The 17,018-nt window shown below is 72.4% G+C and carries 12 protein-coding genes; all 12 read left to right on the top strand.

The window, feature by feature from the left end:
* Positions 1-531: 531 nt before the first annotated feature.
* Positions 532-1,422 (top strand): FAD binding domain-containing protein, encoded by an 891-nt coding sequence (locus tag ABD323_RS14640; RefSeq protein WP_344441951.1) that lies wholly within the window; start codon positions 532-534, stop codon positions 1,420-1,422.
* Positions 1,419-1,904 (top strand): (2Fe-2S)-binding protein, encoded by a 486-nt coding sequence (locus tag ABD323_RS14635; protein WP_344441950.1) that lies wholly within the window; start codon positions 1,419-1,421, stop codon positions 1,902-1,904. The genes ABD323_RS14640 and ABD323_RS14635 overlap by 4 nt, the downstream gene beginning before the upstream one ends.
* Positions 1,901-4,261, top strand: coding sequence for a xanthine dehydrogenase subunit D (gene pucD / locus ABD323_RS14630; RefSeq protein ID WP_344441949.1), 2,361 nt, complete (start codon positions 1,901-1,903; stop codon positions 4,259-4,261). Before ABD323_RS14635 ends, pucD begins: the two co-directional genes overlap by 4 nt.
* 257 nt (positions 4,262-4,518) lie before the next feature.
* Positions 4,519-6,000: an NCS2 family permease gene (locus ABD323_RS14625; RefSeq protein ID WP_344441948.1), complete on the top strand. Its 1,482-nt coding sequence runs from the start codon at positions 4,519-4,521 to the stop codon at positions 5,998-6,000.
* A gap of 149 nt (positions 6,001-6,149) precedes the next feature.
* Positions 6,150-7,367 carry an XdhC family protein gene (locus tag ABD323_RS14620; RefSeq protein ID WP_344441947.1) on the top strand — a complete coding sequence of 406 codons (1,218 nt, stop codon included), beginning with the start codon at positions 6,150-6,152 and terminating at the stop codon, positions 7,365-7,367.
* Positions 7,368-7,540: 173 nt separating this feature from the next.
* Positions 7,541-8,275, top strand: coding sequence for an RNA polymerase sigma factor (locus ABD323_RS14615; RefSeq protein WP_425555991.1), 735 nt, complete (start codon positions 7,541-7,543; stop codon positions 8,273-8,275).
* Positions 8,272-9,318, top strand: a complete 1,047-nt coding sequence (locus ABD323_RS14610) for a hypothetical protein (protein ID WP_344441946.1) — start codon at positions 8,272-8,274, stop codon at positions 9,316-9,318. Before ABD323_RS14615 ends, ABD323_RS14610 begins: the two co-directional genes overlap by 4 nt.
* A 346-nt stretch (positions 9,319-9,664) precedes the next feature.
* Positions 9,665-10,285: a pyridoxamine 5'-phosphate oxidase family protein gene (locus ABD323_RS14605; protein WP_344441945.1), complete on the top strand. Its 621-nt coding sequence runs from the start codon at positions 9,665-9,667 to the stop codon at positions 10,283-10,285.
* 20 nt (positions 10,286-10,305) lie between these two features.
* Complete coding sequence (locus ABD323_RS14600; protein ID WP_344441943.1) at positions 10,306-11,472, top strand: globin domain-containing protein; 1,167 nt, start codon at positions 10,306-10,308, stop codon at positions 11,470-11,472.
* A 78-nt stretch (positions 11,473-11,550) separates the two neighbouring features.
* A complete protein-coding gene (locus ABD323_RS14595; protein WP_344441942.1) occupies positions 11,551-11,982 on the top strand; it encodes an XRE family transcriptional regulator in 432 nt (143 codons plus the stop codon).
* Positions 11,983-13,551: 1,569 nt separating this feature from the next.
* Positions 13,552-14,781, top strand: coding sequence for a hypothetical protein (locus ABD323_RS14590; RefSeq protein WP_344441941.1), 1,230 nt, complete (start codon positions 13,552-13,554; stop codon positions 14,779-14,781).
* Positions 14,778-17,006 carry a tetratricopeptide repeat protein gene (locus tag ABD323_RS14585; RefSeq protein ID WP_344441940.1) on the top strand — a complete coding sequence of 743 codons (2,229 nt, stop codon included), beginning with the start codon at positions 14,778-14,780 and terminating at the stop codon, positions 17,004-17,006. The genes ABD323_RS14590 and ABD323_RS14585 overlap by 4 nt, the downstream gene beginning before the upstream one ends.
* Positions 17,007-17,018 lie beyond the last annotated feature (12 nt).

The following is a 17,018-nucleotide window of genomic DNA, read 5'->3' as shown; positions in this document are numbered from 1 at the left end:
GCGGGGGGGGCCCGCTTCCTGCGGAGAAGGTGGTGGCGCCGAGGGCGGCGTCCAGGTGGGCCGGGGCGCGCGGGGCCGGGCGGCGGCGCTGGGGGTGGGCGCGTCCCGCGGGCCGGGGGCTCACAGTGTGCCCGAGTTCGGGCGTTCGGTGGTACGCATCAGCACTCCCCCGGGTCACGGGGCCGTCGCTTCGTCATCACGGCCGCATTACGGTCGTATGGGGCGGCTGGGAAACCGCTCAGCTGGGCATTCGTTGCCCTTAGAGGAACGTACAGGATGCCGGGCGACCCCGGCGCACGGGCTTCATGCCATCGGTGACTGCCTCCGGGTGGTCCGGCAGCGGTTCACTGGCCACACGCCGCCGGACACACCCCGGTGACCAGGACCCGACGCCCGGGCAACGTTCCGGTAGCACCGTCCGAACACCGAAGGTTGGAATCCCCGCAGACGCCCCCATTCGGGCCAAGCCCCGCGGATTCCGGGCACAGTGCCCACAGGTTCGACTTGGCGACGACTTGAGGAGACACCCGCATGGAGTTCCTGCGGCCCACCAGCTGGGACGAGGCACTCGCGGCGAAGGCTGAGTACCCGTCCGCGCTGCCGATCTCGGGCGGCACGGACGTGATGGTCGAGATGAACTTCGACGTGCACCGGCCATCCGCGATTCTCGACCTGAACCGCATCACCGAGCTGACCGACTGGTCGATCACCGACGGTGTGGTCAGGCTCGGCGCCTCGGTCCCCTACACGCGGATCATCAACGAGCTGTCCGGGCCGCTGCCCGGCCTGGCCCTGGCGGCCCACACCGTCGGCTCGCCGCAGATCCGCAACCGGGGCGGCGTCGGTGGGAACCTCGGCGGCGCCTCGCCGGCCGGCGACGCGCACCCCGCGCTGCTGGCCGCGGGCCGGGACGTCTTCGTCGAGGTCGCCTCGCAGGCCCGCGGCATCCGGATGATCGCCATCGACGACTTCTACGTCGGCGTGAAGCGCAACTCCATGGAGCAGGACGAGCTGATCCGCGCCGTGCACATCCCGGTCGCCGACGGCCCCCAGCAGTTCTCGAAGATCGGGACCCGCAACGCGATGGTGATCGCGGTCTGCGCCTTCGGCTTCGCGCTGCACCCCAAGAACGGCACGGTCGGCACCGGCATCGGGTCGGCCGCGCCCACCCCGCGCCGGGCGGTCGCGGCGGAGGAGTACCTGCAGGGCGTGCTCGCCGAGCGCGGCCTGTGGGAGTCCGGCGCCCTGCTGGGTGCCGAGGTGATCCAGAAGTTCGGTGAACTGGTGCGGGCCGCGGCCTCGCCGATCGACGACGTGCGCGGCACCGCCGAGTACCGCCGGCACTCGCTGGCCGTGATGGCGCGGCGCACGCTCACCTGGACCTGGAACGACTACAGCAAGCAGATCAGGAGCGCGGCATGAGGGTCACTTTCACCGCCAACGGCAAGCCCGTCGAGGCGGACGACGTCTGGGAGGGCGAGAGCCTCCTGTACGTGCTGCGCGAGCGGGTCGGCCTGCCGGGTTCCAAGAACGCCTGCGAGCAGGGCGAGTGCGGATCCTGCACGGTCTACCTGGACGGCGTGCCGGTCTGTTCCTGTCTGGTCGCCGCCGGCCAGGTGCAGGACCGCGAGGTGCGCACGGTCGAGGGCCTGGCCGAGGGCGAGGAGCTGGGTCTGGTGCAGCAGGCGTTCATCGACGCCGGCGCCGTGCAGTGCGGCTTCTGCACCCCGGGGCTGCTGGTGCAGACCGACGCCCTGCTGGAGCGCGACGCGCAGCCGAGCGACACGGACATCCGTGAGGCGCTCAGCGGCAACCTGTGCCGCTGCACCGGCTACGAGAAGATCATGGACGCGGTGCGGCTCGCCTCCGCCCGCAAGTGCCAGAAGGTGGGTCACTCCGCATGACGACGCGAACGATCCAGGGTGAGAAGAACCTCCAGGACATCACCACCGGCGGCAAGGACGGCATCGGCGGCTCCCCGCTGCGCCCGGACGGCACGCTGAAGGTCAAGGGCGAGTTCGCCTACTCCTCGGACCTGTGGCACGAGGACATGCTCTGGGGCATGGCCCTGCGCTCCCCGCACCCGCGCGCCAACATCCTCTCGGTGGACATCTCGGACGCGCTCAGGACGCCGGGTGTCTACGCGGTGCTCACCCACGAGGACATCCCGGGCGAGAAGTTCTACGGCCTGGAGATCCAGGACCAGCCGGCGCTGGCGATCGACAAGGTCCGCTACCACGGCGAGGCGATCGCCATCGTGGCCGCCGACCACCCGGAGACGGCCCGCCGCGCGGTGAAGAAGATCAAGGTGGAGTACGAGGTACTCACCCCCATCACCACCGAGGAGCAGGCGCTCCACCCCGAGGTGCACGGCTACGTCCACGAGCCGCACGAGTACAAGTCGCACGGCTCGGGCAACATCTGCCACAGCCAGAAGCTGGTCTACGGGCTGGGCGTGACCGACGAGGTCAAGGCGCTGGCCGACGTGATCGTGCGCGGCGAGTACGAGGTCGGCATGCAGGACCAGGCCTTCCTGGGCCCCGAGTCCGGTCTGGCGGTGCCCGCCGAGGACGGCGGCATCGACCTCTACGTGGCCACCCAGTGGCTGCACGTGGACCGCCAGCAGATGGCCCCGGTGCTCGGCCTGCCCGAGGAGAAGGTGCGCCTGACCCTGGCCGGCGTCGGCGGCGCGTTCGGCGGCCGCGAGGACCTGTCGATGCAGATCCACGCCTCGCTGCTGGCCCAGCGCACCGGCAAGCCGGTCAAGATCGTCTACGCCCGGGACGAGTCCTTCTTCGGCCACGTGCACCGCCACCCGGCCAAGATGACCTACGAGCACGGCGCCACCCGCGACGGCAAGCTGGTCTACGCCGACGTGCGCCTGGTGCTGGACGGCGGCGCCTACGCCTCCGCCTCCCCCGCCGTGGTCGGCAACGCCGCCTCGCTGGGCAACGGGCCGTACAACATCCCCAACGTGCGGATGGACGCGATCGCGCTCTACACCAACAACCCCTCCTGCGGCGCGATGCGCGGGTTCGGCGCGGTGCAGGCCTGCTTCGGCTACGAGTCGCAGATGGACAAGCTGGCCGCGGCCCTCGGCATGGACCCCGTCGAGCTGCGCCGGCTGAACGCGATGGCGGAGGGCGACCACCTGCCGACCGGCCAGCGGATCGACTCGCCGGCCCCGGTCGCCGAACTGCTGCGGCGGGTCAAGGACATGCCGCTGCCGCCGCCGCTGGACCTGGACAACCTGGACGTGCGCGAGCTGCCCGGTGCGCTGTCGAACACCTCGCACGGCGAGGGGATCGTGCGCGGCGTGGGCTACTCGGTGGGCATCAAGAACGTCGGCTTCTCCGAGGGCTTCGACGACTACTCCACCGCCCGGGTCCGCCTGGAGGTCATCGGCGGCGAGCCGGTGGCCATGGTGCACACCGCGATGGCCGAGGTCGGCCAGGGCGGCGTCACCGTGCACGGCCAGATCGCGCGCACCGAGCTGGGCGTGGAGAAGGTCACCATCCACCCGGCCAACACCGAGGTCGGCTCGGCGGGTTCCACCTCCGCCTCGCGCCAGACGTACATGACCGGCGGCGCGGTGAAGCTGGCCGCCGAGGCGGTCAAGCGCGCCCTGATCGACAAGGGCCGCAAGCGCTACGGCTGGACCCAGGACGACATCGACCTGGTGGCCGGCAAGGTGGTCTCCGAGTCGGCGGGTGCGCTGGTCTCGATGGTCGACCTGCTCGGCGACGAGGCGATCGACCTGACCCGCGAGCACCACCACCGCCCGACCGAGGCGTTCGACAAGGTGACCGGTCAGGGCTTCGGCCACGTCCAGTACACCTTCTGCGCCAACCGAGCGGTGGTCGACGTGGACGTCGAGCTGGGCCTGGTCAAGGTGGTCGAGCTGACCGCCGCCCAGGACGTCGGCAAGGCGCTCAACCCGCTCTCCGTGGTGGGCCAGATCCAGGGCGGCTGCACCCAGGCGCTGGGCCTGGCCGTGATGGAGGAGATCATCGTCAAGGACGGGAAGGTGCGCAACGCCTCCTTCACCGACTACCTGATCCCCACCATCCTGGACGTCCCGCCGATCCCGGTGGACCTACTGGAGCTGGCCGACCCGCACGCCCCCTACGGGCTGCGCGGGGTCGGCGAGGCGCCCACGGTCTCCGCCACACCGTCGATCGTGGCCGCCATCCGGCAGGCCACCGGCATCGCTCTCAACCGGATCCCGGTCCGGCCCGAGCACCTCACCGGGACCCTGTAGTCCCGGTCCGCAGACCCCCTGGGGCGGCGGCCAACGTCTTCCCCCGCCGCCCCGGGGTGCTTCACCCACAGGAAGTACCCCGTGCACCATCCCGCTGCCTCTCCCACGCCGGGGCTCTGCAGCGGTGCGCACCATCCCACGCACCGCACGCACCTCAGAGTGCACCTCGTGAGTCGATCCAGTCCCCCTGCGCCGCCCCTGATGGACGGCCAGGTCGACTCGCCCACCCCAACCCCCTTTGAACCTTGGGAGTGGACATGACCCGGATTCCCACGGAGCCCGGCACCACTGAAGACATCCCCGCCCAGGCCGGCACCCCCACGCCGGCCCCGGCACCCGCTCCGAAGAACGCCCTGGACGCGTACTTCAAGATCTCCGCCAGAGGCTCGACCTTCGGCAACGAGATCCGTGGCGGGCTGACCACCTTCATGGCGATGGCCTACATCGTCCTGCTCAACCCACTCATCCTGAGCGGGGCCGACGTCACCGGCGCCAAGCTCGACCACGCCCAACTGACCACGGCCACCGCGCTCGCCGCCGCCGTGACCACCATCCTGATGGGGGTCATCGGCAACGTCCCGCTGGCGGTCGCCGCCGGTCTCTCGGTCTCCGGCGCGGTCTCCGCGCTGGTCGTGCCGCACACCACCTGGGCCCAGGCCTTCGGTCTGTGCGTCATCTACGGCCTGCTGATCGTGCTCCTGGTGGTCTCCGGACTGCGCGAGAAGATCATGAACGGCATACCCCTGCCGCTCAAGCACGCCATCACCATCGGCATCGGCCTGTTCGTCGCGCTGATCGGCCTGCACAAGGCGGGCTTCGTGATGAGCGGCGGGCCCACCCTGGTCTCGCTCGGCCCCTTCGGCGAGCTCACCGGCTGGCCGGTCCTGTGCTTCGCGGTCACGTTGCTGACGATATTCGTCCTGCTGGCCCGCAACGTGCGCGGCGCCATCCTGATCGGCATCGGCGCGGGCACCGTCTTCGCCTTCGTCGTCAACGCGGTGGCGCACGTCCCGGCCAAGGCCTGGGGCAGCGCGGCACCGGTGTGGCCGGGCAGCCCGGTCTCCGCCCCCGACTTCGGCCTGGTCGGCCACGTCGACCTGTTCGGGGCCTTCACCAACAAGGGCATGGGCGCGATCAGCGCCTCGGTGGCGGTCTTCACCCTGGTGCTGGCCGGCTTCTTCGACGCGATGGCCACCATCATCGGGGTCGGCACCGAGGCGGGGCTGGCCGACCGGCAGGGCCGGATGCCGGGCCTGTCCAAGGCGCTGTTCATCGACGGCGCCGGCGGCGCGATCGGCGGCCTGGTCGGCGCCTCGGGCCAGACGGTCTTCGTGGAGTCGGCCACCGGTGTGGGTGAGGGCGCCAGGACCGGCCTCGCCTCCACGGTCACCGGCGGTGTCTTCACGCTGATGCTCTTCTTCTCCCCGCTGGCCGGCATCGTGCCGGTCGAGGTCGCCTCCGCCGCGCTGGTCGTCATCGGCTCGATGATGATGAGCCAGGCCCGGCACATCGACTGGGCCAACCGCGAGGTGGCCATCCCGGCCTTCCTGACCTGCGTGATGATGCCGTTCACCTACAGCATCACCGCCGGTGTCGCCTCCGGCGTCATCGCCTACACGGTCATCAAGGCGGGTCAGGGCAAGTGGCGCGAGCCCGGTCCGCTGATGTGGATCCTGACCGCGGTCTTCGTCGCGTACTTCGCGCTCACCCCCATCAAGGAGTGGCTCGGCGTTCACTAGCGGGGGACGGACGCGACAACCGCCGCCGTACCGGGGGCCCGAGCCCACCGGTACGGCGGCACCCCGTTCGGCCCACCCGTGGACCCACTCCCCGCCCGTAGAGCCACGACCCACCACACGCCCTCGACACATCGACAGGAGCCACGGACATGCAGGACATCGCCGAGCAGTTGCAGGCCTGGCACGCCTCCGGGCGCTCCTTCGCGGTGGCCACCGTGGTCGGCGTCTCCGGCAGCGCCCCGCGCGACCCGGGTGCGGCGCTGGCGGTGGACGCGGCCGGCGAGGCGATCGGCAGCGTCTCCGGCGGGTGCGTGGAGGGCGCGGTCTACGAGCTGTGCCGGCAGGCCATCGCCGACGGCGAGCCGGTGCTGGAGCGCTTCGGCTACAGCGACGAGGACGCCTTCGCGGTGGGCCTGACCTGCGGCGGCCTGCTCGACGTCTTCGTCCAGCCGGTGGTGCCCGGCACCGACGCCGGACTGGACGCCGGCATCGCCTACATCGCCTCGGGCACCCCGGTGGCACTGGCGCGGGTGATCGAGGGGCCGGCCGGCCTGCTCGGTGCCACCCTCGCGGTGACCGCCGACGCCCACCACGGCACCCTGGCGCCCGGTGGCCCGACCACCACCGGCGCCCTGGAGCGCGCCGTGGTCGCCGAGGCCCGCGCGCTGCTGGACGCCGGGCGCACCGGCAGGGTGGTGCTGGCGCTGGACGGCCGTCCCTGCACCCCCTCCGACCCCGGCCTGGGCGAGGAGCAGGGCACCGTCACCTTCTTCGTCGAGGCCTACGTGCCCGCCCCGCGCATGATCGTCTTCGGGGCCATCGACTTCGCCGCCGCCGTGGTGCGGATCGGCAAGTTCCTCGGCTACCGCGTGACGGTCTGCGACGCGCGCCCGGTCTTCGCCACCGCACGCCGCTTCCCCGACGCGGACGAGGTGGTGGTCGACTGGCCGCACCGCTACCTCGACTCGCAGCTCGCCGGACCCGACCGGGCGGCCCTGCTCGACGGCCGCACCGTGCTGTGCGTGCTCACCCACGACGCCAAGTTCGACATCCCGCTGCTGGAGCGGGCGCTACGGCTGCCGGTGGGCTTCGTCGGCGCGATGGGCTCGCGCCGCACCCACCTGGACCGCAACGCCCGGCTGCGCGAGGTGGGCCTGACCGAGGCGGAGATCGCCCGGCTGCGCTCGCCGATCGGCCTCGACCTGGGGGCCCGCACCCCGGAGGAGACCGCGGTCGCGGTGGCCGCCGAGATCGTCGCGAGCCGGCGCGGCGGCGGCTGCCTGCCGCTGTCGGCCGGCGCCGGGCCGATCCACCACGACCTCGAACGCCCGGGCGAGCCGCCGGCCGCCCTGCGCCGGGTGGTCTGAGCACCGCCCGGCCGGCCCCCGGCAGCGGGCCGGGCCCGCACGTCGGTCCACCTTCGACCCGGACGCCGTCCGGCCGCCTCATGAGGCCGCCGGGCGGCGTCCGCGTCTGCTCCCCTGCCGATCGGCGGGGGTGAGCGACAGAGGACACCCCCCGCATGACGGATGATGGCGCAGTGCAAAACGCAGATCAGTTCGGCGCCGACGACGCCGCCGGCGCGCCAGAACCGCTGATACCCGACCTCACGGCGGCGGTCGCCGCGGCCCAGCAGGGCGACGAGGAGGGCTTTCGGCAGGTGTTCCGGGCCGTGCAGCCCGCGCTGCTGCGCTACCTGCGGGTGCTGGTGGGCGGGGACGGCTCGGACGCCGAGGACATCGCCTCCGAGACCTGGCTGCAGATCGCCCGGGACCTGCACACCTTCCACGGCGACGGGGACGGCTTCCGCGGCTGGGCCGCGACGGTGGCCCGTCACCGGGCGATGGACCACCTGCGGGCCAGACGCCGGCGGCCCACCGCGGACCTGCCGGAGGAGTACCTCAGCGAGCTGCCCGCCCACGACGACACCGAGGGCGCGGTGCTGGCCGCGGCCGGCACCCGGGAGGCGCTGGCCATGATCGCCGGCCTGCCGCGCGACCAGGCCGAGGCGGTGCTGCTGCGGGTGGTCCTGCAACTGGACGGCGAGAGCGCGGCGCGGGTGCTCGGCAAGCGCGCCGCCACCGTCCGGATGGCCGCGCACCGCGGCCTGCGCCGGCTGGCCCGGCTGCTGGAGGCACCCCCCACGGTGCCCCTGCAGCGGGCCGCGGCACCGGCCGCGGCGGGCGAGGCGGCGGGTGGCACGGGACGGAAGAAAAAAAGTTCTGCCGAAGGTGTGACAAACCCGGGGACTTCGACGCTGAAGGACATGAGATGAGCACCAACCGATCCCGTCGGATCGACCGCGACGCCGCCGAGCAGCTGCTCGGTGGTGCCACGGGCGGTACGCAGGGCGGTCAGGGCGCCCTCGCCGAACTGCTCGCCGCCGCGGCCGCCCCCGCGACCGGGCGCGAGCTGGCCGGTGAGGAGGCTGCCGTGGCCGCGTTCCGGGAGGCTGCCCGTCCCAGTACCGACCGCTCGCCCCTTCCCGCGTCCCTCGCCAAGTCCCGGAGTCGCTCGATGACCAGCTGTGCACCGATGAGGTTCCGCGCTCCGGCGCGTTTCCTCGGTGCCCGTGCGGCCGCGGCCGCGCTGGCGGTCACCGCGCTGGGCGGGGTGGCCGTGGCGGCCGGGACCGGGCACCTGCCCGAGGTGCTCGGCGGTCCGGGCGGCGGTCCGCCGACCGAGAACGCCGGGTCCGCGGTGGCGGGCGCGCCGGCCTCCAGCTGGCTGCCGAACGTGCCGCCGGTGCGGCGGCCGCCGCTGCGCACCGCGGGGCCGGGCCTCGCCGCGCCGAACCCCTCGGGGTCGGCCGAATCGGGCCGGCCGCAGTCCTCGCAGGCGTCCGCCGGGTCGTCCCCGACGGACGGCGCGCCGGACCCCGATCGGCCGGAGCTGTCGGGCCTGCCGGTCCCCCCCGCGGTGGTCCCGCTCTGCCGGCTCTGGCCGGCCGACGGCCCGGCCACCCCTGACCCCCGGTTCGAGCCGCTGACGCGCGCGGCGGGCGGCTTGGACCGGGTCCGGGCGTACTGCGCGGAGGTGCTGCGTTCCACCGGGACCGGCACACCCGCCGCGTCCGCCACGCCCGACGCCGCCCACGGGCGGACCCCTGCGCCGGTGGCCGACCCGGGCGGCCACGACGGGGGCGTCTCACCGCACCCCACCCTCGTGCCGCCCTCCCGGGGCGCCGGCGCCGCGAGTCCCCCTCCCGCCCAGGGCGGGAACGCCCGCGACGGGCGCACCCTCCCGTCACCACCCGGCCTCGGCGACGCCGGCTCGCGTCCCCTGGCCCGTTTCACCACGAGTCACGACCAGCGGTAACCCTCGATCTCCGGACGGGTGGTGGTCTTCCCCGGACACACCACCCGCCCGGCACCGGCAGCCCTGACTGTGCATGAGTTGGCTGCCGGCTCCGCCGGGTTGGCGGGCTCCCCCGGGCCCGCCACCCCGCAGCGGACGCCTGGACCCGGCCCGGTTGGGGTCGGCCTGACCGGGTCCAGGCCCAGACTGCTCAACGCGCGTTGACCGCCAGGTGACCACTCATCGCGCTACGTGTAGGGTGCGGTGGGTGGTCGAACGCGGTTGCGTTCGAGGGGTGTTGCGTTCGATACACGAACGCGGACATCTCGGGGAGATATTGTCATGCCCTTGACATAGCGGAGGATCCGTGACCAGCCATCTGCTCCACCGCCCAGGATCCGCGGGCGAGCGACGCCTGCAACGCGCATTCGGCAGCGAGGACCGGGCGGAGCGGTTCTACCGCGAGCAGGTACTGGACCATCTCAACGAGCAGATGCGGGAGTTCGTCACCCGCCAGGAGATGGCCTTCGTCGCCACCGCCGACGCGAACGGAGCCTGCGACGCCACCTTCCGGGCCGGGCCGCCCGGCTTCCTGCACGTGATCGACGAACGGACCCTGGCCTACCCGGAGTACCGCGGCAACGGCGTGATGGCCAGCCTCGGCAACATCAGCGAGACCGGGCAGATCGGCCTGCTGCTGATCGACTTCGTCCGCGACCTGATCGGCCTGCACATCAACGGCCAGGCCACGGTGGCCGAGGACGCCGAACTGCGGCCCGAGGTACCCGAACTGCCCACCGAGACCGTGCCGGGACGGCGGGCCGAGCACTGGGTGCTGATCGAGGTCGAGGAGGCGTACATCCACTGCGCCAAGCACATCCCCCGGCTGACCCCCGCGCCGCGCACCAGGGCCTGGGGATCGGACGACGCACGACGTAAGGGCGGCGACTTCTTCGGCGCCAAGGACACCAGCCGCCAAGGCCTCTGAGGGATCGTCACCGAATATCCATGACTGACAACCTGACCCTGATCCGGGAGAGCTTCGCGCTCGCCCAGGCCCACGGGGACAAGCTCACCGGCCACTTCTACGCCACCCTGTTCCTGCACAACCCACAGGCCCGCGAGCTGTTCCCGCCCGCGATGGACCTGCAGCGCGACCGGCTCTTCCGGGCGCTGGCCGGGGCGGTGCGGATGCTCGACCGCCCCGAGGAACTCATCCCCTTCCTCCAGCAGTTAGGCCGCGACCACCGCAAGTACGGGGTGCAGGACGCGCACTACGACGCGGTCGGCGCCGCCCTGCTGGCCACCCTGGCCCGCTACGTCGGCGACGCCTGGACGCCGGCCCACGAGGCGGCCTGGAGCGAGGCGTACGGACAGATCGCCACCGCCATGCGCGGCGCGGCCGAGGCGGACGCCGGGAGCACCCCGCCGTCCTGGCTGGCCGAGGTGGTCGGGCACGAGCTGCGCACCCCGGACCTGGCCGTACTGACCCTGCGGCCCGACGCGCCGTTCCCCTACCAGGCCGGGCAGTACACCACCGTCGAGACGGCCCGCTGGCCGCGGGTCTGGCGACCGTACTCGATCGCCAACGCGCCGCGGCGCGACGGCCTGTTGAGCCTGCACGTGCGGGCCGTCCCGGCCGGCTGGGTGAGCAACACGCTGGTCCACCACACCAGAGTCGGCGACGTGGTGCGGCTGGGCCCGGGGCGCGGCACGATGACCCTGCCGGCCAGACCGGCCCGCCGGGTGGTCTGCGTGGCCGGCGGCAGCGGTCTGGCGCCGGTGAAGGCGCTGGTCGAGGAGATGATCGCGCGCAACCGCCCGCTCACCCTGCACCTGTTCGTCGGGGTGCGCCGCGAGAGCGACTTCTACGACCTGCAGAGCCTGCGCCAACTGGCGACCGTCTTCCCGCGGTTGCTGCTCGTCCCGGTGGTCTCCGACGAGGTCGGCTTCGCCGGCGTGCAGGGCCGGCTGCCCGAGGTGGTACCGGGGCAGGGCCACTGGAACGAGCACGAGGTCTTCGTCGCGGGCCCGGACGACATGGTGGTCAGCATGATCGAGCGCTTCCAGCGCGACGGCGTGCCCGCCGAGCGCCTGCACTACGACCTCTCCACCACACCGCAGGAACTGGACATCACCTCGGGCCTGCTGGAGGCCGGCGCCCGGCGCGGCTGACCCCCCGCCGCAGCGGATCACCGCGATACGATGTGCCGCTGAACCGGTCCTGGCAGCAGTCGAGGGAGGTGCCCCGTGATGGCAGCGGATCGCAGCAGGACCACGCTCGCCGACCGGATCGAGCGGCTCTTCGACGTCGTGCGCCGGCCCGACCGCGCACCGTTCACCAACGAGGAGGTCGCCCGGGCCTGCCGGGAGGCCACCGGCGAGAGCTTCTCGCTCACCTACCTGTGGCAGCTGCGCACCGGGCGGCGCGACAACCCCACCAAGCGGCACCTGGAGGCGCTGGCGCAGTTCTTCCAGGTGCCGCCGGCCTACTTCTTCGACGACGACCAGAGCAGCCGGATCACCGAGGAGCTGATCCTGCTCGGGGCGCTGCGCGACGTCGGCGTGCGCGAGGTGGCGCTGCGGGCCGTGATGCTCTCCCCCGAGGGGCTGGGCACGATCGCCGAGATGATCGAGGTGATCGCCCGCCGGGAGGCGGAGTCCCGCCGCTCGGGCCAGGACTGACCCCGAGCCCTCCGGACGGGCCGCGTGCGGCCCCGGACGGCTCGAGCGGACCCGAGCGACTCCTGAACGGCCCCTGAGCGGTTCCCGGGCGGCGCCTGAGCGATCCCTGGGCGGACCCCGAGCGGCGCCCGAGCGAGCCCCGGGCATGCCTCGAGCGCACTCTGAGCGCTTCCGCGCGGCCCCGGGGCACCCGCGGCGCAGTGACCGCCCGCGGTACATCGCAGCGGCCGCCATTTTCACCTCAGCTAAATCCTCGGCGAGCGAGCCTCTGACCGCGAAGCACTGGTTCCGCGACTTCGCAGGTCACCACGGCCAAGCCGTCAAACCTAAACGGATGCTCAGATCAATCTCATTCACATCCGTTGACACGTTCGCGAGCCGTGAGCATGCTGTCTCCAGCTGATCTGGCGTCAGCTCGATCAGCCAACCCAACCGTGGTACCCGCGAGAGGAGTTGATCAGCATGAAGAAGCTCGTCGTGCGCAAGGTCGGTTCGGTCCGGCTCACCAGCGCCGCGCAGCCGCTGTACGGCAGCACCTGCGTCGCGTACGCCTGACCGACACTCACTCGCAGTACTCCCACGGAGTGCGGGGAGGTGAACGCACATGAAGAAGCTCACCGTTCGCAAGCCCGGCTCGGTCCGCCTCACCAGCGCCGCGCAGCCGCTGTACGGCATCACCTGCGTGTTCGCGGACGCCTGACCGGGCTCTCGCTCGCAGCACTCGCACCGAGTTTGCGGGGGAGGTGAACGCACATGAAGAAGCTCGTCGTCCGCAAGGCCGGGTCGGTCCGTCTGACCAGCGCCGCGCAGGCCCTCTACGGCATCTTCTGCGACGCCGCCTGACCGGCGTCAACTCGCAGGACCCGCTACCGAGTTCCAGAGGAGGTGAATTCGCATGAAGAAGCTCGTCGTCCGCAAGGTCGGCTCGGTCCGCCTCACCAGCGCCGCGCAGCCGCTCTACGGCAGCACCTGTGTGTGTGACTTCTGATCCGTCCCCACACACGCCCCTTCCGCTCGAGTCCATGGGGAGGTGAATTCGCATGAAGAAGCTCGTCGTTCGCAAGGCCGGTTCGGTTCGCCTCACCAGCGCCGCGCAGCCGCTCTACGGCAGCACCTGCACCGGTGGCGGTGTCATCATCATCCGCTTCTGACCGGCCCCCGGGGCTGACCAGAGCTACCAGGCTCACGGGAGGTGAACTCACATGAAGAAGCTCGTCGTTCGCAAGGCCGGTTCGGTCCGGCTGACCAGCGCCGCGCAGCCGCTCTACGGCAGCACCTGCACGGGTGGCGGTGTCATCATCATCCGCTTCTGAGCAGAACACCGTTCCCGGTGCCGCGAAGCCCGAGAACGCGTGAGGAGGTGATCAGCATGAAGAAGCTCGTCATCCGCAAGGCCGGTCCGGTTCGCCTGACCAGCGTCGCGCAGCCGCTGTACGGCAGCAATGGCGTTCTCTGCTGAAGCAGCTGATCCATCCCCAGGACGGTGGATGGGCCGCACGGGCAAGGCGACCCACCCACCGTCCCCCGGGGATCTCCCCCCAACCGGCGCCACCGCGCGAAGGAGCGTACGTGCAATCCACGGCCGGCAGCAGCCTCCCCGAGACCGACCTGGACCACCCCCGGGCGCTGCACGCGCTGGTCTTCCTCCCCGAGGGGGACGACGTGGTGGTCGGCCGGGCCGACACCGACGAGTACGTCGTACTCCCCGCCGACGGGGCGGAGTTGATCCGCTTCCTGACCGAGGGCATGACGCCCCGTCAGGCAGCCGAGCGGTACGCCGAGCAGTACGGCGAGAGCGTCGACATCGCCGACTTCCTCACCACGCTGGAGGAGCTCGGCTTCCTGGCCGCCCCCGGCGAGACCCCGCCCGCGACGCCGGCTCCGGTGCGCTGGCAGAAGCTCGGCCGGGCGATGTTCAGCCCGGCGGCCTGGGTCTGCTACGGACTCCTGGTGGCCGCCGCCGTCTTCGAGATGTTCCGGGTCCCCGGCCTCGACCTCGACCGGCACCACCTGTTCTACACCGACTACTTCACGGTCATCGAACTCACCTTGTTCCTGGGGCAGTTCCCGCTCCTGCTGGTGCACGAGGGATTCCACACGCTGGCCGGCCGGCGGCTGGGACTGCGCTCCCGGCTCGGCCTGAGCCACCGGATGATGTACATCGTCCTGGAGACCTCGATGGACGGCCTGGTCGCCGTCCCCCGCCGCAGGCGCTACCTGCCGATCCTGGCCGGCATGGTGGCCGACGTCCTGGTGATGGCCCTGCTCACCCTGATCGCCGACGCCACCCGGATGCCCGGCGGCGCCTTCCCGCTGGTCGGCCGGCTCTGCCTGGCGCTGGCCTACGCCACGCTGCTGCGGCTCATCTGGCAGTTCTTCCTGCACCTGCGCACCGACCTCTACCTGCTGGCCACCACCCTGCTGGGCTGCGTGGACCTGCACACCACGGCCCGTGGCACGCTGCGCAACATGGTGCGGCGCTGGACCAAGCGGCCGCTGGAGGACCCGGAGCAGTGGCACCCCACCGACCGCAAGGTGGCCCGCTGGTACGTCTGGTTCATGGTCGGCGGCTACACCCTCACCGCCGTCACGTTCGTCTCGATCGTGGTGCCGGTCGGCTGGCACTTCCTGACCGGCGTGCTCAGCCGCTACAACGGCCACGGCTCGGTCAGCGGCCTGATCGACTCCACCACCCTGGTGGTCCTCAACGTCGCGCAACTGGCCGTCGTCGGCTGGCTCTCCTACCGCGGACGCCGGCGCGCCCGCACCGCCCTCCCCTCCTCCGTCAGCGTCGGATGAAAGGCAGCACCTTGACCGGCTCCAGCGCCCCCAGCACCCCGCAGCACCTCTGGCTGCGGGCCGCCGACCCGAGCACCCGGCGCACGGCGGTCGCCGATCTGCAGGTACCGACCCTCCTGGCCGAGGTCGAGGCCCACCGCCGGCTGCGCGGTCCGTACACCGCCGCCGGGTCCCTGCTGCGCGCGATCGTGCCGGACGCGCTGGTGCGCTGCCCGGACGCGGTGGCCCGGCACGACGTGGAGATCCTCTCCACCACTCCCGAGCTGCGCGCCATCGTGCCGGCCAGCCGGGAGACCCTCACCTCGCTGGCGGTGCCCTCCGAGCGCACCCGGTTCTACTCGCGGCTGCGCACGCTGCGCATCGCGCACGGGCTGGCCGAGTTCCTCACCGACTACCTCAAGGCGCTCGGCGACGGCCCGCGCACGCTGGTCGTCCAGGACCTGCACCAGGGCGACCCGACCGACCGCGAGCTGATCGCCGTGCTGCTGCGCCGGCTCGACCCGGCCCAGCTCACCGTCGTGGTGACCACCGGCGTCGAGGAGGTGACCGAGCCGGACACCCCGATCGCCGTCCCGCTGTCGGCCGCGCTGGCCACCCACTGCCTGGCGCTGGACCTCGCCTGCGAGCCGGCCGCACCCGGCGCCGACGCCGCCGCGCGCTTCGTCGAGCAGGACGGCACCTCGGACGACCCGCAGGTGCTGGCCGCCTACCTCTCGCTGCCGCTGGAGCAGCGCGCCCTGCTGCACGACACCCGCCGCCAGGTGCTGGAGCTGCGCGGCGAGCCCTCGCTGGCGCTGGGCGCGATCGCCTGGCACGCGGAGCACGGCAGCGACCCGATGGGCGCCGGCCGCAAGGCACTGGTGCACGCCCTCGACTACTGCATGGACCTGGGCTTCTACCACGCGGTGGTGGACTACGGCGGCCGTGGCCGCGCGCTGACCGTCTACGACGAGGCGCCGGACCTCTGGTGGATCTTCAGCACCAAGATGACCACCTCCTACGCCGCGCTGGGCGTCCCGGAGCAGGCGCTGCCGATCTACGCCGAGGCCCGCGCCGCCAGCGACAGCCCCGCCGTCCACATGCAGGCCGCCTACGCCACCGCGATGCTCTACACCCGCCACCTCGACGAGGACCACCGCGACCACCAGCTGGCCCGCGGCTGGATCAACCAGGCCATCGCGCTGGCCCGGCTGTTCGGCGCGCCCAAGGAACGGGCCATGCAGACGGCCTTCAACCGCAACGGCCTGGCCCTGATCGAGGTGCACGACCGGCGCCCGCAGGCGGCGCTGGACCTGCTGGACGACGCCATGGCCAACCTGAACGAGGCCCTGGAGCCGGGCGAGCAGGGCCTGCACCGCTCGGTGCTGCGCTACAACCGTGCCCAGGTCTACAACGCGCTGGGCCGGTACGAGGAGGCGCTGTCCGACTACGCGGCGGTCATCGACCTCGACCCCAACTACGCCGAGTACTGGTTCGACCGCGGCATGATCCGCCGCAAGCTGGGCCAACTCGAGGAGTCGCTGGCCGACTTCGAGCAGGCCATCCGGCTCTCCCCGCCGTTCCCGGAGGCCTACTACAACCGCGCCGACGTGCGGGTGGAGCTCGGTGACCTGGCCGGCGCCGCGGCCGACTTCGGCTACGTGCTGGAGCTCGACCCGCAGTTCGTGGACGCCTACGTCAACCGGTCCTCGCTGCTGGCCGAGCTGGGCGATGCGGCGGCCGCCTGGCGGGACGTCGAGGCGGGTCTGGCGATCGAGCCCGACCACGCCCAACTGCTCACCATCAAGGGCCAGTTCCTCGCCGCCGACGAGGACCTGGCGGGTGCCGACCAGGTGCTGTCGGCGGCCCTGGCCAGCGACCCGGAGAACGCCGAGGCCTGGGCGCTGCGCGGCGCGCTGGCCCACCAGCGCGGCGACCTGACCCAGGCGGTGGCGGACCTGCAGACCGCGCGGTCGCACTCCACCGACCCCGGCATCGCCTTCAACCTGGCGGTGGCCCTGCACGACGCGGACGAACCGGCGCTCGCGCTGGGCCTGCTGGACGAGGTCGTCGAGCAGACCGAGGACCCGGACGCCCGGCTGCGGCGGGCCCAGGTGCTGATCCGGCTTGGCCGCGCCCCCGAGGCCCGCCCGGACCTGGAGGCCTGCGCGGGCGCCGCCGGGGACGACGAGGTGGACCCGCAGACCGTCGAGCAGGCGGCGGCGCTGCTGGCCGAGCTCGGCTGACCCTCCCCCGAC

It is taken from the genome of Kitasatospora nipponensis (assembly GCF_039528135.1).
GTDB lineage: Bacteria > Actinomycetota > Actinomycetes > Streptomycetales > Streptomycetaceae > Kitasatospora > Kitasatospora nipponensis.
Note: the sequence above shows the minus strand (reverse complement) of the source record. Positions and strands in the feature narration are given on the sequence as shown.

Coding starts and splice junctions, on each gene's coding strand:
- ABD323_RS14640 (WP_344441951.1), top strand. CDS start 532: ATGGAGTTCCTGCGGCCCACCAGCTGGGACGAGGCACTCGCGGCGAAG.
- ABD323_RS14635 (WP_344441950.1), top strand. CDS start 1,419: ATGAGGGTCACTTTCACCGCCAACGGCAAGCCCGTCGAGGCGGACGAC.
- pucD (WP_344441949.1), top strand. CDS start 1,901: ATGACGACGCGAACGATCCAGGGTGAGAAGAACCTCCAGGACATCACC.
- ABD323_RS14625 (WP_344441948.1), top strand. CDS start 4,519: ATGACCCGGATTCCCACGGAGCCCGGCACCACTGAAGACATCCCCGCC.
- ABD323_RS14620 (WP_344441947.1), top strand. CDS start 6,150: ATGCAGGACATCGCCGAGCAGTTGCAGGCCTGGCACGCCTCCGGGCGC.
- ABD323_RS14610 (WP_344441946.1), top strand. CDS start 8,272: ATGAGCACCAACCGATCCCGTCGGATCGACCGCGACGCCGCCGAGCAG.
- ABD323_RS14600 (WP_344441943.1), top strand. CDS start 10,306: ATGACTGACAACCTGACCCTGATCCGGGAGAGCTTCGCGCTCGCCCAG.
- ABD323_RS14595 (WP_344441942.1), top strand. CDS start 11,551: ATGGCAGCGGATCGCAGCAGGACCACGCTCGCCGACCGGATCGAGCGG.
- ABD323_RS14585 (WP_344441940.1), top strand. CDS start 14,778: ATGAAAGGCAGCACCTTGACCGGCTCCAGCGCCCCCAGCACCCCGCAG.